Below are 15,781 nucleotides of genomic sequence, written 5' to 3'. Positions count from 1 at the left end.
TTTTCCCCTTTACTTAATAATGATGGCATCTTGCACAATGAATTTTTTATACTCAGGATGACCCGGTTCAGCATGGATGAGTGTATCCCCGATAATTTTTCCTCGCCAAGATATAATAAGCGTTTTATATCGGCTATTATTTTTTATTAGTATCATAGGATCAATTGAAAGCGAATTGTCGAAAAGTAATTCGTAATAATCTAAACAAATTACATCATCATGATACTTATCAATCAATTGCTGGAATACCTCAGTAATTTGAAAAGATCTGCGATTCACTGGAATATCTTGGAGTAGTTGAGATATTTCAATGTTAACATTTATATAGGGTAACGAGTTAGTTTCGGCAAATTTTTTAACAGATTTACCGTCACTATAATCGTATACAAATATCTGTTTGCAATATCGGTTAGAAACCTCAGAGATAGCTTTGTTAATCTGCTCAATAAATTGAATAATCATAAAAGCTCCTTATATAGAGGTATGATTGTACCCACTTTTCAATTTTGCTTGTCTTTAATAAGTCATACATCACTACTTTTTTTCTAAGAAGGAAGTAGCACATTACTAAATCCCACCATTAATTACGTTTTACCCACCTGATAATTTCCATATCCATTATACTATTTTTTCGTTTATAACACTCAAAAAGCTTAATGGAAATTCTTTTTAACGAATTAAATCTTAATATCTAAAAAAAAATTACTTAAAGACTTAAAATCATTCAAAACTGCGGCTATATTGTATTGCGTAAATGGCCATTTACATTAGAAAAAAACAGAAAGGAGGATTCCCACGGTGGAGAACAAGGAAAAAAACAAACCAAATATCGACTGGATGAAAACATGCCTAGAGCATTGCGAAACACTAGGAATCTCTAAATCTATCATAAAGTTGTTCATCCACTTACAGGAACAGAAGCATGAACAAGATCATAAAGAAGCTTCAAATTCCCGGATATGAAACAAAAATGATAATTGTACCTCGTAAGAACAAATCAGCCAAAGCTGAAAAAGTTTCGGACGGCATTCAATTATCTTTTGATATAGAGATGGAACCAAATAAGCAAGATTCAGAGAATAACGTATAAATCATTCCCCTCGCGTCAATGATGATAAGCAAATGCTTGATGGGAGGGGAATTAATGGCTGAGAAATTTCGCATCGTTAAAGTCAGCTACTCCGAGGAATTATCTTCAGACTCAGAGTTGTGGTTCAAACGTTTTATTGAAAAAGCACTGTTGGACCATATCACGAAGGATGATCATAAACTTCGGGCTTTACTGATCAGTAAAAAATAATGCAGAAAGGAAAATAAACATGGAGGAAAATAACTTAATTGTAAATTATGGCCGTGTCAGTTCAGCTGCACAAAGTCTTGAACTGCAGCTTTCTGCGGCTAGAAGATATCTTGAATCACAGGGTCTAACTGGAAATGAGAACTTTGTGATTGAATTATGTGATCATGACGTTTCAGCAACAAAGCTAAAAATGAAAGATAGACCAAAGTTAATGGAGCTAATCCGCTTAATACAAGAAGGAAAAGTTAAAAAGGTCATTGCGTATAAGCGAGATCGCTTGGCTAGAAACTTTTATGAATTCGTCGATATCACACGTTTTTTTATTAAATATAACGTGGAGGTTGTTTATACAGCGAGTAATGAACCGCCCTTTCGCAACAAGTTAGCGTTAGAGGCGTTTTATGGAATGTTCGGTCAGATGGAAGGCGAAAATATTCGTTCACGCACCAATGACGCACGCAAGCAATATCCTTCCAGCATCTATGGTTATAAGCGTATGAAAGAGGATAAACAAGTGTATTATGTCGTAAATGAAGAAAAGTGCGATTCCATTGTTTCGCTATTTAGCGATTTTAGTAAGGTTAAAGACGAAGAGGAATTCTTTGATTTTCTAATGAAAAGTCGCAAGGGGTTAAACCAACCCGACAAAATACTGCGCATTTTAACCAATGCATTTTACGCTGCTCATTACGAATCGAAAAATGGTTTGCAACCACTGGCTCATGTAGAACCTATTATCAGTGTAGATCTCTATTTAGACGCCAAGGAGCAGCTCGATAAATTTCCAGCTATCTATAAAGAAAAGTTAAATGAGGTTAGTAACCTTTATACCATAACACCTCTATGCGGTAAATGTGGGAAAGAAATGAAACATCGTAAGCAAAATGCTCTTGATGAAGGTTACTTCGTTTGCAGCGCTAATCATAAAAGACTAATGGTTACCACTGATGAATTGAACACAGCAGTAAATCATGCTGTTCTCGTACATTTACAGTCTATTTCAGCACAGTTAGCCTATAAAATTATGTCCAAACATATTGCCACCGCTAAGAAGCGATTGGAACATGAACAGGAAATCGCCGCTTCTGACTATCTGGATACTTCACTTGTGCTATGTACACTTGGCAAAGATGGTAAATCTGCCATTCCAACACACTTGGAACGGATTCAAGTATTAAAGGACAAATCCAAGAAGTTAGGGCAAGATTTAGTTGCTCTCCAATTACTAAGTCATGATATTAGAAGTTTGAATACGTTTTTGTCACTGGAAGAATTGAGCCTGTCCCAACAAGACATTCAGCGGTTAATGGAATTGCTCGTTCATGAGGTCATTGTTCACGAAACCTTTATTGGAATCGATTTATTCCTTTCAACATTTGCAAAGGAATTGAATGCCTTATGAGTAAAACAAAATCAACCAGCTATAGACGTTATTCAGACAAAAAGCAAGACGGCAATCATTCTTTGGAAATTCAGAAAAGCCAAATACTACTCTTGGCTGAAAGAGAAAATCTAGAGATTGTAGAATGGCGCACAGACAAAGCAACAAGTGCTTTTCACAATAATGCAAGCAAACGTGAAGGTGTCCAATTGATTCTTGAGGATATTAAAATGGAGTGGAAGCGGTCTGTTTCTATGAAGAATCCAGAATTACCCGAAGCATCACTGACTTCTATAATGATGTCTACCTCCCTGTCAAGGAACAGTATCCGTCTGTAAAGTTCTATAGCACTCAATATGATGGTGAGTGGAATCCAAACGACCCCATTGTTCAGGCTAAGCTCGTTTTTGCTGCGGAAGAGTCGGAAATAAAATCTATTCGAGCGAAGGACGCTCAAGCTAGTTTGATAAGTAATAATCAGCGTCCCGGCTCTCGTGAACCTGTTGGTTACGACATGATTAAGGGTATTCTATATCCAAATGAAGATGCACCAATTGTAGAACTCATCTTTTATCTCGCAAGTCTTGGACACTCGCAAGCAGTCATAGCGGAGTACCTAAACAACTGCAAAATAACAACAAAAAATATTAAGTCTTGGACTAGCAGTACCATTGGTTATGTTTTATCCAATCGTGTCTACTATGGTAAATTAGCATGGAATGTTAGAACGAGCTATGAAATTAGCAAACCAAAGCCAGAAGAGGAAATTGAAATTCTCAAACAGTCTTATGAACCAGTTGTAAGTCGAACCCTTGTTCATTTGGTAGAACAAATCGGCCAATTAAAAACGGAATTCGGACCTATGAATACACCTTATTATTTTCGCTCCATTATCAAATGCAGGAAATGTAATTCATTACTGGAAGCAAAGGATAATTCCCCAAAAGGTAAACGTGGTCAATATATGGTGTATCGGTGTAAAGAATGCAAAAAGACTGTACCGATTGTTCCTGTTCATGAAGCAGCTTTAAACGATTTACAACGCAAGTAGATTACTCAACTTTCATCCTTTACTACAACTGCTAAAGAACAACTGAAGATCTGGTCTGCCAAACTCCAAAAGGCAAAAGACAAATTGAAAAAACTTCTGGAAAAATCAATCTATAATGAAAGAATGCTTGCTTCTGATATAGCCACCAATAATCTGTTGGCTGAAGCTTTCAGCGTTTCCCAAAAACATTTACAAAGTAAAATCACTTATATCAACGGAACGCAAGAAGAAATTAGTCGATTACTAGAAGATGACTTCCTTGATGTATTTATGAAAGAACTCATTCAACAAAGCTTCTACGGCTTTTCAGATACAGAGCTACGTGTTTTCTTCTTAATGTACTTTGAAGAAGTTCTTATTGATTTTGAAAAAAATAACGACATCCAGATCAGCTACCGTCTCTCTCCATTTGTTTCGTTAGAAGGCACAACTGGTCATCTAACCGAAAAATTTAGCAAAAGATAGGGTTTGACTGGTTAAGAAACCGAAATACTGCTCACCAAAAAATGTACGTGGCATTGTTTAAGGGTCCCTACTCCTGAAATCCCTTGATATCAAGGCTTTTTGGGAGTACCCTTTCGGTCAACTGACCATCTAGGAATTCTTCGCTGGTCAAATGACCGAACCATATATCTACTTTATGGTCAAAAAACCGAAATTTTAAACTGCAAAAAAAATCATAATTTTTTACGAAAAAGTCTTCGAATATAAATTTATGAAGATACAATGTATTTCGTAAGACCTAATCAAATAGTGTAACCCAACAACAAGCGAAAACCGCAGAGGTTACATAGCCACTAATCAAAAGTCGGCTATGCACTTCTGCGGATTTTTATTTTTAATAATAACCAAATTTAAATTCGGAAAGGAACAAACTCATTATGAAAAAAACACAACAAAAAGTTTGTATGTATTATCGTTCAAACCATCCAACCACCATGGAAACCGTTATGAATTTAGAGAAATTGGCCAGACAAAATGGATACTCACCCTCAATGTATTCGTAGATCAAGTGAACGGAGTAGTAACAAAACCAGCCTTAACCCATCTTCTGACGCTCGTTCGCAATAACAAGGTCGATGTCCTGATTACGGATTCTCAAACAAGATTATCAAGAAATATAGATGAGTCGAACCTTACCTATCGCATTTTGCGAGAACATGAGGTGAAAATCATCTTTCTTAATGACTAATGCAGTAAGAATCCATTTTTAAAGGCAACAAGATTTGTCTGAAGATGGCCATTTGGAAACAGTAAAACGAGACTCGTAGTGATTACTCACAATTATATTTTTGTAATTTAGCGAGTCTTTCTTTAAAAATTTTCCAACTAAAAAATATATTCAGCCCTCTTAAAACGGAGCAGGACTGAAGCTAATATATTTCAGATTTAACAAACACACTTAAAACGATATGGAGGATATAAAATGCAAAACACAAAAAAATATACCACTTGGGAGTCCTTGCCTGACACACTTACCGCACAGCATATTGCTGATTTTCTCGGCATTTCGAGAAGACGAGTGTACGAGTTGTTCCAAGTTAACGTAAAAAACGGTGGTATACCGAACTTTAAAATTGGAGCTACAAAGAGAGTAGATAAGGCAGATTTAAAGCATTGGATCACGTTGAAAAAAGAAGAACAGTTACATGCATAGAGCAGGAAATAATTCAAAAACCATTTGAAAGAGAGGTTTATAAAAATCATTATGAAAGGAAGTTATTTCAAACGAGGTTGCACTTGTGGGGAAAAATGCACTTGTGATAAGAAGTGGAGCTTTGTTATTGATGTAGGCAAGTATCTAAAACTAGGGAAAAGAAAGCAGATTTGGAGGGATAACTTCGACACCAAAGATGAAGCGGAAGCTGCGGCAGCAGCTTTAATCGAGAAAATCAAACAAGGTAAATTTCATATCGAAACTGATATGCTTTTCAAGGAGTACGCTGACGCACGGCTTGCGGAATACATTAAAGTAACGGCTCCGAAACCCGGTACTATCCGAATTAGAAAATACGGCATTGATAAATTGCTGCCTTACTTCAAAGATACTAAACTAAAAAATATTACAGAAGAAATGTATCAGGCTGTATTAGATGATTTAAAAGTAAAAGGGAAAAGAAAAGGGAAAGAGGAAGCGGAAGGTCTTGGTAGCAGTACTATTGAAAGTATTCACGTCACCGGTAGACTTCTTTTCGGGAAAGCTGTTGATAAGAAGCTGCTTAATGATAATCCAACGACAAATGCTTATATATTAAGGGAGAATGACCATATCGTTAACGAAGATGAAGGAGATAAGCCAGACTCTCAAGACCTTCCGAAATTTCTTGAAGTGGAACAACTTATACACTTCCTCGATATTGCACTCGAAAAAGGTCTATATATGGATGCGTTAATCTTCTATATGTTAGCTTATACAGGTATACGACTTGGAGAATTGGTTGCCCTCAAGTGGAGCGATATTGATTTTAAAAATCATACGATAAGCATTAACAAAACGTATTACAATCCGAAAAACAGTACCCTTCGCTATATCTTAGTTCGTCCAAAAACAAAAAAATCAAAGCGTGTCATTACTGTTGATCCCGTCCTTATTGAAATGCTTGAGAAACATAAAGAAGAACAAGAAGAAATGATTTCACGTCTAAGAGACAGATATTACAATAAGGGGTTCATTTTCTCAAATTTCACTCGCCATCCCGGTTATCCTATATTAATGAAATTAGTGCAAAATAGAATGGCTAGGATATTAAAACTTAGTGGGTTAAATCCAACACTTACTCCACACTCCTTTCGCCATACTCACACTTCTCTTCTTGCACAGGCAGGAGTATCTATTGATGAGATTATGGACCGGCTAGGTCATCAAGACGATTCAACAACTAGAAGGATTTATCTTCATGTAACCAAGCATAGAAGAAGAAATGCCTCTGACCAATTTAGCAATTTAATTCGCAGCTATAGAAAATAAAAAAACTTGAAAGCAATGTTTGCTTTCAAGGTACATACCTCTAAATCCGACACGTTTTAAATGAAAAGGTTGAATTTATCTTCTTTTACACATATAACACCAGCCCAAGCAAGCATATGAGGATTACATAAAAGCACTCATCGCCCTATTTTTCCTCAAGTATTAGATCAGGATGTACTTTCTCATAGAATTCAAATCGGTTCCATTTTTTAAGAGCAAAGATTTTGAGTAACTCTTTTTCAATTTCTTTAATTGTTTTTTCCATTCCAGCTTTTAAGCTTTCGTAATCGAGGACTTCCTTTTTTGTTAGTTCATTAATTTGGTTTTCTTTCTTTTTTTTAGCATTGGCTGTTGCCCAGACACTCCCAAAAACTGAACCAATAGTTGGCACCAATTTTGCAACAAGCGAAGGCTTAGCTACCGCCAACACTCCTACTACTGCTGAAAGAAATATAGGTGAAGAAATAAATGCTGTGGAACTAAGTATAGATGATGCTATATTCTTATAATTTTCTTTATTCACTCTTTCTAAGGATAATCTAGCTTTATAAACTTCATAATCGCAAGCAAGGAAAAGACTCGTAGCCTCACTTTCAGTTAACTTTGTAGGCTCCGTTTCAATTGCTACTACCTTAGACCGACTAATGCCCATTCTCACAGCAGCATCTTCCTGCCTCCATCCAAATAATTTCCTTATTTGTTCAAAATGTGATCCCAAATACTCTAAATACTCTTCCTTTTTCATATCCATCACCCGTTATAAATCAGATTATTAAAACTATAAATACAATTATTATTTGACATGTTTACAAAAATTTGTTTAAATTAAAACATAAAATATTTTTCAGCGTTGATTTAAATCTTATTTTAACACATAAAGCTATTTAAAAACAAATTAGCAAAAATTGAGGGAGGAAGTATTTATGTCTAAATTTGAAACGTACGATCTGGAAGCTATCAGAGAGATTGCCAAACATTATGAAGACCCTTATTGGTTTGACCGTTTGATTAAAATCACAGGGAAACCTGTTGATTTAGTGATTGAAGGAGCAAAAAAAATATCAGAAAAAAATACGGAAAAAGTGTTAACAGCTGTTAATGATGGAATCCAATCAGGACTTACAAAGGCAATTAAGGGAGTTAACAAATTTCATAATGAAGAGAAAATCCTTATGAAATATAACAAAATAAATAATATATCCATTTCTTCCGTAAGCGAAATTAAAAACCTGCCCCTTAAAGATATCGATCAAGTAACCAACCAGTCTAAAACCTTTAATAAAGTACTTGCAACTGGGGGTGGTTTAGTGTTTGGCGGTCTAGCTTCTGCAAGCTTTGTCGCACCATTAGCCATTCCATTCGTTGTTACTGCCGATTTAGGTTCTACCCTCACTCTACTAATTAAACATATTAGCCAGATTTCTACTTCTTTTGGATATTCATCTAAGGAAATATCTAATATTCGTTTCATCCTTGAAGCGATGACCCCTATTCGCTGTGACGAAAATGGAGGATATCTCTCAAATAAAGTAAACCTACAAAAAAATCTGAGGTTTGGAGCGGATTTCATCAAGAAAAATCAGGACAACCTCTTTGAGTTGATTGGCAAAAATGAAGCACCAAAAGTCATCCAATTGTTACACACTCTCGCGCAGAGACTAGGGATTTCCCTCACGGAAAAGGAATTCGCCATGCTCATACCCGTAATTGGTGCTATCGGAAATGGAATGGTCAATAACTTCTTTCTTGAGTCTGCCCATCAAACAGCTCACAATTATTTTAGAAAAATGACTCTTGAAGATCGTTATGGAAAAAATGAAGTGGCAGAAGAAATAGGAAAACAAATAGAACTAATCCGCAAGGAAAAAGAATTACTAAAATCCAACAGATTGGCTTTCAATTAAAAAAAATATCAAAGGTGGCCAGTTATTAAACTGAACACCTTTTTTCATTAATTTTAGTTATCCTCCCATCCAGAATCACATTAATCTATAATCTAAGCCATATTGCAATTACTTACGTTCGTTAATGACTTTCGGTTATATTGAATATCCACAACATATATTACTTTTTGGTTTTACCATGATGAATTTCTCTCTATCTAATTGGGCATAATGAATATTTGTTTCAAAATATGCAATGAAAGTGAGGTCATTCAATGAAATGAAAGGAAATTTCTACAGACGAGGCTGTACTTGCAAGAAGAAAAATTGCTCGTGTGGCTCCAAATGGGCATTTGTGATTGATATCGGGATTGATCCAGTAACCGGTAAGCGAAAGCAAAAAACCAAAAGCGGTTTTCCAACTAAAAAGGAGGCGGAAGTAGCTGCTGCAGCTATGATTCATGAACTGGAGCAGGGGATCTTCATTGAGGAATCCTGTCAGACCTTTGCTGATTTTACGAAGGAATGGCTGCCCATTTACAGCGAAGCAAAAGATGTCAAGCCCGGTACCATTCGAGTGCGTCTTCACGAAATCGGAAAATTGCTTCCTTACTTTGGTCAGTTAAAGCTGAAGGATATTACTCCTAAACGATATCAAGAATGCTTAAATGATTTAAAAGACAAAGGACTAGCGGACAGCACGAGAGAAGGGATTCATCGGACTGGCAGGATGATTTTACGTAAGGCATTGGAGTACGAACTCATTAAAAAGGATCCGACGGAGTTTGCCTATCTCAAAAAAGATAAGAAAACCATTGAACAGCTGGAAGAAGAAGAACTCCCGAAATATCTTGAGAAAGAAGAACTTGCCCTGTTTTTGAAAACAGCCAAGGAACATGCATTAGAACATGATTACTTGGTATTCCTGATTCTTTCGTATACAGGTATTCGAGTGGGTGAATTAGTGGCGCTCAAGTGGAAGGATATTGATTTTGTAAATCAAACCATCAGCATTACGAAAACGTATTACAATCCAAGCTACAATGCGCTTAACTACCAGCTAGTCACTCCAAAGACAAGGAAGTCACGAAGGAAAATTATCGTTGACGAAGATGTCATTGCGGCGTTGAAGGAACATAAAAAAGTTCAAGACGAAGTAATTGAGCGGTTAGGAGATGCTTACTATAACCATGACTTTATTTTCGCCAAAACTCAACGGCACTATGGTTATCCCATCGTGATAAAAAACGTTCGGGACCGGATGAAAAGGCTGTTAAGAATAGCCGGTTTAAATGAAGATTTAACCCCGCATAGTCTAAGGCATACTCATACATCACTGCTTGCAGAAGCCCGTGTGTCACTCGAACAAATCATGGACCGTCTCGGCCATACAGATGATCAGATAACGAAAAATGTTTATCTCCACGTTACCCAAGAAATGAAAAAAGAAGCCTCTCAAAAGTTCGGTGAACTCATGAGAAGCCTCCGTTAATTTCCTCAATGTTAGCAAAATGTTAGCAAACCACTCTCATCTTAATACATAACCCAATCATATCAAGGGTTTGAGGGGCAGATTACATCATGCCGCCCATTCCACCCATGCCGCCCATGTCAGGCATTCCCATACCTGCACCAGCTGGTTCTGGCTTGTCAGCAACAACTGCTTCAGTTGTTAAGAACATAGCCGCAACAGATGCTGCATTTTGAAGGGCAGAACGAGTAACCTTAGTTGGGTCAACGATTCCAGACTCAATCATGTTTACCCACTCGCCAGTTGCCGCGTTGAAACCAACGCCAACTTCTTCACGCTTTAAGCGGTCAACGATAACAGATCCTTCAAGACCTGCATTTTCTGCAATCGTACGAACTGGCGATTCAATGGCACGAAGAACGATATTGATACCTGTTTGAATGTCGCCATCTGCTTGAAGCTCAGCCACTTTGCTGTAAACGTTTAGAAGGGCAACACCACCACCGGATACGATACCTTCTTCAACAGCCGCACGAGTTGCGTTTAATGCATCTTCAATACGAAGCTTGCGCTCTTTTAATTCAGTTTCAGTTGCAGCACCAACTTTGATAACTGCTACACCGCCAGCTAATTTAGCCAAGCGCTCTTGTAATTTTTCACGGTCAAATTCAGAAGTAGTTTCTTCTAATTGAACGCGGATTTGGTTTACGCGAGCTTGAATATCTTCAGTTGCGCCAGCACCCTCAACGATTGTTGTATTTTCTTTTGTTACAACGATCTTAGCAGCGCGGCCTAAAGAAGCGATTGTTGCAGATTTAAGGTCACGGCCAAGCTCTTCAGTGATTACTTCACCGCCAGTTAATGCAGCGATATCTTCAAGCATTGCCTTACGGCGGTCACCGAAGCCAGGAGCTTTAACAGCAACTGCGTTGAATGTACCGCGAAGTTTGTTCACTACTAAAGTAGCAAGGGCTTCACCTTCAACATCTTCAGCAATCAATAATAATGGCTTGCCTTGTTGGACAACTTGCTCAAGAACAGGAAGGATTTCCTGGATGCTTGAGATTTTCTTATCAGTAATTAACACAAACGGATTTTCTAGAATAGCTTCCATTTTGTCAGTGTTGGTTACCATATATGGAGATGCGTAACCGCGATCAAATTGCATACCTTCTACTACATCTAGTTCAGTAGTGAAGCCTTTTGATTCTTCGATTGTGATAACGCCGTCGTTGCCAACGCGCTCCATCGCTTCAGCGATTAATTGACCAACCTCTGCATCATCAGAAGAAATAGCCGCAACTTGAGCGATAGACTCTTTGCCTTCGATTGGCTTAGAGATAGCTTTCAATTCTGTTACAGCTGCAGCTACTGCTTTTTCAATCCCTTTACGGATACCCATTGGGTTAGCACCAGCAGTTACGTTCTTTAAGCCTTCGCGAATCATCGCTTGAGCAAGAACGGTTGCAGTAGTGGTACCGTCACCGGCAACATCGTTCGTTTTGCTTGCTACTTCTGCAACAAGCTTAGCACCCATGTTTTCAAATGCATCTTCAAGTTCGATTTCTTTAGCGATTGTCACACCGTCATTTGTGATAAGCGGTGAGCCGAATTTCTTCTCAAGAACCACGTTGCGTCCTTTAGGTCCAAGAGTTACTTTAACTGCATCTGCAAGTGTATCAACACCACGCAGCATCGCGCGGCGAGCGTCTTCACTAAACTTAATCTCTTTAGCCATTGTTAAAAAACCTCCTCGAAAAATTAGAACTTATTATTTCTATGAACTGGACAACATCCAGTTTCTGCGCCAAAACTAACGCGATTTGCTCTACTGATTATTCGCCAACTATAGCAAGGATGTCATTTTCACGTAAAATTAAGTATTCAGTACCTTGGTATTTCACTTCAGTACCAGAGTATTTTGAGAAGATAATGCGATCGCCTACAGAAACTTCTACAGCTACGCGCTCGCCATTGTCAAGTACGCGGCCAGTACCCACGGCTACAACTTTTCCTTCCTGGGGCTTTTCCTTTGCTGTATCCGGCAATACGATACCGCTTGCAGTTTTTTCTTCTGATTCAACTAGTTCGATGATAATGCGATCACCTAAAGGTCTTAACACTATAAACAACCTCCTCAAATATATGTGGTTATGTTTATTATTAGCACTCACACTCAATGAGTGCTAACACAATTATTATAATAATGAATCTTAAAATCTTTTGCAAGTATCATGCATAAAAATATCCAAAAAAGTTACCGCATTTTTCCACCTTATAGAGTATGTGAAAGTTTTCGTATTCTATTCATCATTTTTAGCCAAAGTCCTCAAAATTGATACAGGACTAATTTTAACGGTACAATAAAGGATAAATATCCTTTGTAAAAAAGAACATAAAGGAGACAATCTATTTGAAAAGGGAATATTGGATTATCTTAATTGTGTACATCGCCATGCAGCTTTCCGGTATTGCTGGGATTCCGGTGTTGATGTTGGGGTTTGGTTTTTTCGGTAAAGATACTGGTTTGGCCGTTCCGATTTGGCTAATTTTCAGCTTTACGGTTGCGCTAGTTATTATTCTGTTTATTTTAAGAAAGGAAATGGGTGCCGCCGGTTTAAACGAACGGGGGAATTCTGCTGGTTTCCTAATTAAGTGGAGTATCCTTGGATTCTTTCTGGCGTTGTTCGCACAATATGTAGCAGCCATCATTGAAAGCATGTTGGGCATTAAAATGGGCTCAGACAACACCCAGCAGATTCTAACCATTATTGAAACTTTCCCGCTGGCAATCCTTGTTACTAGTATTGTCGGGCCAATATTGGAAGAAATCGTGTTTCGAAAAATTATCTTTGGCGCGTTACACAAACGCTTTAGTTTCTTTATTTCAGCACTAATCAGTTCACTTATCTTCGCGCTCGTTCATATGGATCCGGCACATATTCTGATTTATTCGGGAATGGGCTTTACGTTTGCGTTTCTCTATGTAAAAACAAAACGGATTATCGTCCCTATTTTTGCCCACGTGGCGATGAATACGATGGTCGTGCTAGTCCAATCTGTATTCAAGGATGACATTGAACGGCTGATGCGCGAGGCTGAGGCGATTCAAAACTTTATCGGAGGATTCTTCTTATGAAACGTTCACCTTTGTTATCCGGTTTAATTTACTTCCTGCTTGGTGCCCTGTTCACCTATTTCGCCATCGACGACGTTCAAAGCAACGGCTGGGGCTTCTTCAGCTACCTGCTCGTCATCTTGGCCACGTTCGATTTCGGGTCTGGGCTTAAAATGATTATGTTTCATTTTAGATATAAAGATCAGGTGAAAAAATAGGGTGTCTGGCACTTATGGTGCCGGACACCCTGTTTTTTTGTTTACTGGCTAGCCTGATTCTAATTCTCAGAACCACTTGGTCACTAATGGTCTCTATTGGCTGCACTTTTTCCTTTTTCTGCTAGCAGTTCTGTTTCCAACACCTCTTATTGACTACACTTTTTCCTTTCCTGCTAGCAGTTTTGTTGCCAATAACCCCTATTGGCTGCACTTTTTCCTTTCCTGCTAGCAGTTTTGTTGCCAATAACCCCTATTGGCTGCACTTTTTCCGTTCCTGCTAGCAGTTTTGTTGCCAATAACCCCTATTGGCTGCACTTTTTCCGTTCCTGCTAGCAGTTTTGTTACCTATAACCCCTATTGGCTACACATTTTTCCGTTCCTGCTAGCAGTTTTGTTGCCAATAACCACTATTGGCTACACTTTTTCCGTTCCTGCTAGCAGTTTTGTTACCTATAACCCCTATTGGCTGCACTTTTTCCTTTCCTGCTAGCAGTTTTGTTGCCAATAACCACTATTGGCTGCACTTTTTCCTTTCCTGCTAGCAGTTTTGTTGCCAATAACCCCTATTGGTTACCCGAATTCTATTTTCCAACTCCATTCGGTCGCCAATGACAACTATTTAGTTACTCAATGACTAAATTCCTATCCAACCCGGTAGACAATTCCCCTTAATTCTCTATTTCTCTTAAAGCTACCTCCTGATATACCTTAAAAATTTCATCACAAAACGCATCCCACTCAGCTGCTGCCTGAAGCGACTCGTCGCTGACTTCCCCCAAAACTGGTCTTTGCAGTAAATCCTCTAAACGAGAAGATAACTGCTGCACCGTACTAGACTCGGCACCTTCAAGTACACTCGCCACAAATTCCCCAGGTGGATACCAGTCAGCCACCCGGCCCAAATCGCGGTAGATTTGCGTCAGCAGCAAATTACGCGGTCCTTCCCATTGTTCGTTCACGACTACATCACGAAAAATCCGCGGCAGCGAGGAGAACTCCTCCATCACACCATGACCGGCAAATACAGAAATGGCGTCACGCAGCACTTCTGCCCCCTCATTCGTGGCACATATTTTTTGCAGCAGGACAAGCTCCCGCAAATTAAATAACTTTTTCCTGATTTCCAGCGGCTGGTCCGCCTTAATGCCCGGATTAAGCGGCTTTTCCAATATCAAGAACAGGTCATAAATTTTAAACGCTCCGGCCGTCGTCCGCTGTGCCGCATTTTCGATACGCTTCAATTTGCTCGCAGAAAGCGGGTAGTCCTTTACCTTTTTTCGAAACACTGTCCGGAAATCTCCATATAGATTCGCTTCCCTTGAAGCGCGGAGCATGAACCCTGCACAGGCAATGCCGATTTCCAATCGAGATAGTGTTAACACGATGCCGACAGCAACGGCAATGCCCCTATCCTTCGGTCCGATCGGATAGGCAAGTGCTCCTTTATATTGAATTTCCGCAGTCGGCAGCTCCGAAGTCCCCATTTTCCATTTGATTCGGTTAATATCGTAGCTGTTTCGTTTTTCCTTCTCTTTATCTCCTGGCAGCCAGGATGGTACAACAAACGTGGACACCTTATCAGTACCTGAGATTTTCGCAGTGACAACCGAATAATCGGCATGCGCCGCCGAGCAGAAGAATTTATTGCCGTATAATCGATAGTACTTTCCATCCGGAACTGCTTCCAGGACATTGGCAGGCAAATCAGAACCACCCTGAATCTCGGTCATAAACTGGGCGCCAATCGCAAATTCTCCGTTCACCCCCTCTTTTGTATGCATTAAAACATCATACAGTTCAGGGCAGGCTTCGTCCCGGAACTGATCCAAAAGCGCCACCAATCCATGTGTACACGTTAACGGACAGGTTACACCAGCTTCACCCAATTGATGGATCAACATTCTTTTCAAAAAGCTTTCCCAAGCGGGCATTTTGCTAGAAAAAAGCCCTTCTCCAAAGATTTCGGATTCCAATTGGTGAACTTCCTGCGGCCGGACAATTCGGTCAATACGATGATTAAACGCATCATAATGGAGCATGTACGGACGCACCTCAGGGCGTGCGATCCGCTCAGCTAACCTGTTCCATTTAGAAGAAGCAGTAGGAGAAAATGCCAGGAGCTTTTCGTGAATTTCCTTAAACCTGCCGCCGAGAAATTTTTCTGCGGCCTTTTGCAAAAAAGGTTCATCACGATACCAATCAAGATTGTCACGCTTTTCGAGAAATTCATCAAAGCTGTAAGAGTTTTCTCCTCTTGTTTCAGATTCTTGGGAAACGAGTTTCATAGAATGGTCACCCTCCACAACAATTATTCGTAATTTTCAAATTAATTGTAAATGTAAGGATATGGAAACGTCAAATAGAAGCAGGCAACAAAAAAGGTCTGACAAA

At 38.9% G+C, this 15,781-nt stretch carries 17 protein-coding genes; 12 read left to right on the top strand and 5 right to left on the bottom strand.

Annotated features, from left to right (window positions below; genetic code table 11):
* Positions 1 to 9: 9 nt before the first annotated feature.
* On the bottom strand, positions 10 to 462 hold the full coding sequence (brxF, locus tag ACZ43M_RS01685; RefSeq protein ID WP_464505761.1) for a BREX-3 system P-loop-containing protein BrxF: 453 nt from the start codon (positions 460 to 462) through the stop codon (positions 10 to 12).
* Positions 463 to 1,144: 682 nt separating this feature from the next.
* Here brxF and ACZ43M_RS01680 point away from each other — a divergent pair.
* From ACZ43M_RS01680 to ACZ43M_RS01645, 8 genes are all read left to right on the top strand, one after another.
* Positions 1,145 to 1,300, top strand: coding sequence for a hypothetical protein (locus ACZ43M_RS01680; protein WP_464505760.1), 156 nt, complete (start codon positions 1,145 to 1,147; stop codon positions 1,298 to 1,300).
* 19 nt (positions 1,301 to 1,319) lie between these two features.
* Positions 1,320 to 2,702 (top strand): recombinase family protein, encoded by a 1,383-nt coding sequence (locus ACZ43M_RS01675; RefSeq protein ID WP_464505759.1) that lies wholly within the window; start codon positions 1,320 to 1,322, stop codon positions 2,700 to 2,702.
* A complete protein-coding gene (locus ACZ43M_RS01670; RefSeq protein ID WP_464505758.1) occupies positions 2,699 to 3,019 on the top strand; it encodes a recombinase family protein in 321 nt (106 codons plus the stop codon). Before ACZ43M_RS01675 ends, ACZ43M_RS01670 begins: the two co-directional genes overlap by 4 nt.
* Complete coding sequence (locus ACZ43M_RS01665) at positions 2,917 to 3,732, top strand: recombinase family protein (protein WP_464505757.1); 816 nt, start codon at positions 2,917 to 2,919, stop codon at positions 3,730 to 3,732. Before ACZ43M_RS01670 ends, ACZ43M_RS01665 begins: the two co-directional genes overlap by 103 nt.
* An 84-nt stretch (positions 3,733 to 3,816) precedes the next feature.
* The gene (locus tag ACZ43M_RS01660) at positions 3,817 to 4,197 is read left to right on the top strand and encodes a hypothetical protein (protein WP_464505756.1); all 381 of its coding nucleotides are present in this window, start codon (positions 3,817 to 3,819) and stop codon (positions 4,195 to 4,197) included.
* A 439-nt stretch (positions 4,198 to 4,636) separates the two neighbouring features.
* A complete protein-coding gene (locus tag ACZ43M_RS01655) occupies positions 4,637 to 4,924 on the top strand; it encodes a recombinase family protein (protein WP_464505755.1) in 288 nt (95 codons plus the stop codon).
* A gap of 234 nt (positions 4,925 to 5,158) precedes the next feature.
* Complete coding sequence (locus ACZ43M_RS01650) at positions 5,159 to 5,389, top strand: helix-turn-helix domain-containing protein (RefSeq protein ID WP_464505754.1); 231 nt, start codon at positions 5,159 to 5,161, stop codon at positions 5,387 to 5,389.
* Between the two features lie 51 nt (positions 5,390 to 5,440).
* On the top strand, positions 5,441 to 6,700 hold the full coding sequence (locus tag ACZ43M_RS01645; RefSeq protein ID WP_464505753.1) for a tyrosine-type recombinase/integrase: 1,260 nt from the start codon (positions 5,441 to 5,443) through the stop codon (positions 6,698 to 6,700).
* A gap of 145 nt (positions 6,701 to 6,845) precedes the next feature.
* On the opposite strand, the gene ACZ43M_RS01640 is transcribed toward ACZ43M_RS01645, so the two are convergent.
* Positions 6,846 to 7,445, bottom strand: a complete 600-nt coding sequence (locus ACZ43M_RS01640; protein WP_464505752.1) for a helix-turn-helix domain-containing protein — start codon at positions 7,443 to 7,445, stop codon at positions 6,846 to 6,848.
* Positions 7,446 to 7,623: 178 nt separating this feature from the next.
* Here ACZ43M_RS01640 and ACZ43M_RS01635 point away from each other — a divergent pair, with 178 nt between their 5' ends.
* Both ACZ43M_RS01635 and ACZ43M_RS01630 read left to right on the top strand, forming a co-directional pair.
* Positions 7,624 to 8,604 carry an EcsC family protein gene (locus tag ACZ43M_RS01635; RefSeq protein ID WP_464505751.1) on the top strand — a complete coding sequence of 327 codons (981 nt, stop codon included), beginning with the start codon at positions 7,624 to 7,626 and terminating at the stop codon, positions 8,602 to 8,604.
* Between the two features lie 259 nt (positions 8,605 to 8,863).
* The gene (locus ACZ43M_RS01630; protein ID WP_464505750.1) at positions 8,864 to 10,075 is read left to right on the top strand and encodes a tyrosine-type recombinase/integrase; all 1,212 of its coding nucleotides are present in this window, start codon (positions 8,864 to 8,866) and stop codon (positions 10,073 to 10,075) included.
* Between the two features lie 82 nt (positions 10,076 to 10,157).
* On the opposite strand, the gene groL is transcribed toward ACZ43M_RS01630, so the two are convergent.
* Together groL and groES are read right to left on the bottom strand one after the other, a co-directional pair.
* The gene (gene groL, locus ACZ43M_RS01625) at positions 10,158 to 11,792 is read right to left on the bottom strand and encodes a chaperonin GroEL (RefSeq protein WP_464505749.1); all 1,635 of its coding nucleotides are present in this window, start codon (positions 11,790 to 11,792) and stop codon (positions 10,158 to 10,160) included.
* Positions 11,793 to 11,889: 97 nt separating this feature from the next.
* A complete protein-coding gene (gene groES, locus ACZ43M_RS01620; protein ID WP_262307313.1) occupies positions 11,890 to 12,177 on the bottom strand; it encodes a co-chaperone GroES in 288 nt (95 codons plus the stop codon).
* Positions 12,178 to 12,467: 290 nt separating this feature from the next.
* Between groES and ACZ43M_RS01615 the strand changes: the two genes are divergently transcribed.
* Entirely contained in the window at positions 12,468 to 13,193 is a 726-nt protein-coding gene (locus tag ACZ43M_RS01615) for a lysostaphin resistance A-like protein (RefSeq protein WP_464505748.1), read from the top strand.
* Positions 13,190 to 13,390 (top strand): YdiK family protein, encoded by a 201-nt coding sequence (locus tag ACZ43M_RS01610; RefSeq protein ID WP_464505747.1) that lies wholly within the window; start codon positions 13,190 to 13,192, stop codon positions 13,388 to 13,390. The genes ACZ43M_RS01615 and ACZ43M_RS01610 overlap by 4 nt, the downstream gene beginning before the upstream one ends.
* Before the next feature lie 668 nt (positions 13,391 to 14,058).
* On the opposite strand, the gene ACZ43M_RS01605 is transcribed toward ACZ43M_RS01610, so the two are convergent.
* Positions 14,059 to 15,675: an acyl-CoA dehydrogenase family protein gene (locus tag ACZ43M_RS01605; RefSeq protein WP_464505746.1), complete on the bottom strand. Its 1,617-nt coding sequence runs from the start codon at positions 15,673 to 15,675 to the stop codon at positions 14,059 to 14,061.
* Positions 15,676 to 15,781: the final 106 nt, after the last annotated feature.

This window comes from Neobacillus sp. B24 (assembly GCF_055381825.1).
The sequence above is the reverse complement of the archived record's forward strand: the minus strand, read 5'-3'. Positions and strand labels throughout refer to the sequence as shown.

Bases quoted from the DNA above. Each gene is read 5' to 3' on its own strand.
- brxF (WP_464505761.1), bottom strand. From the start codon at position 462: ATGATTATTCAATTTATTGAGCAGATTAACAAAGCTATCTCTGAGGTT.
- ACZ43M_RS01680 (WP_464505760.1), top strand. From the start codon at position 1,145: ATGGCTGAGAAATTTCGCATCGTTAAAGTCAGCTACTCCGAGGAATTA.
- ACZ43M_RS01675 (WP_464505759.1), top strand. From the start codon at position 1,320: ATGGAGGAAAATAACTTAATTGTAAATTATGGCCGTGTCAGTTCAGCT.
- ACZ43M_RS01670 (WP_464505758.1), top strand. From the start codon at position 2,699: ATGAGTAAAACAAAATCAACCAGCTATAGACGTTATTCAGACAAAAAG.
- ACZ43M_RS01650 (WP_464505754.1), top strand. From the start codon at position 5,159: ATGCAAAACACAAAAAAATATACCACTTGGGAGTCCTTGCCTGACACA.
- ACZ43M_RS01645 (WP_464505753.1), top strand. From the start codon at position 5,441: ATGAAAGGAAGTTATTTCAAACGAGGTTGCACTTGTGGGGAAAAATGC.
- ACZ43M_RS01640 (WP_464505752.1), bottom strand. From the start codon at position 7,445: ATGAAAAAGGAAGAGTATTTAGAGTATTTGGGATCACATTTTGAACAA.
- ACZ43M_RS01635 (WP_464505751.1), top strand. From the start codon at position 7,624: ATGTCTAAATTTGAAACGTACGATCTGGAAGCTATCAGAGAGATTGCC.
- ACZ43M_RS01630 (WP_464505750.1), top strand. From the start codon at position 8,864: ATGAAAGGAAATTTCTACAGACGAGGCTGTACTTGCAAGAAGAAAAAT.
- groL (WP_464505749.1), bottom strand. From the start codon at position 11,792: ATGGCTAAAGAGATTAAGTTTAGTGAAGACGCTCGCCGCGCGATGCTG.
- ACZ43M_RS01610 (WP_464505747.1), top strand. From the start codon at position 13,190: ATGAAACGTTCACCTTTGTTATCCGGTTTAATTTACTTCCTGCTTGGT.
- ACZ43M_RS01605 (WP_464505746.1), bottom strand. From the start codon at position 15,675: ATGAAACTCGTTTCCCAAGAATCTGAAACAAGAGGAGAAAACTCTTAC.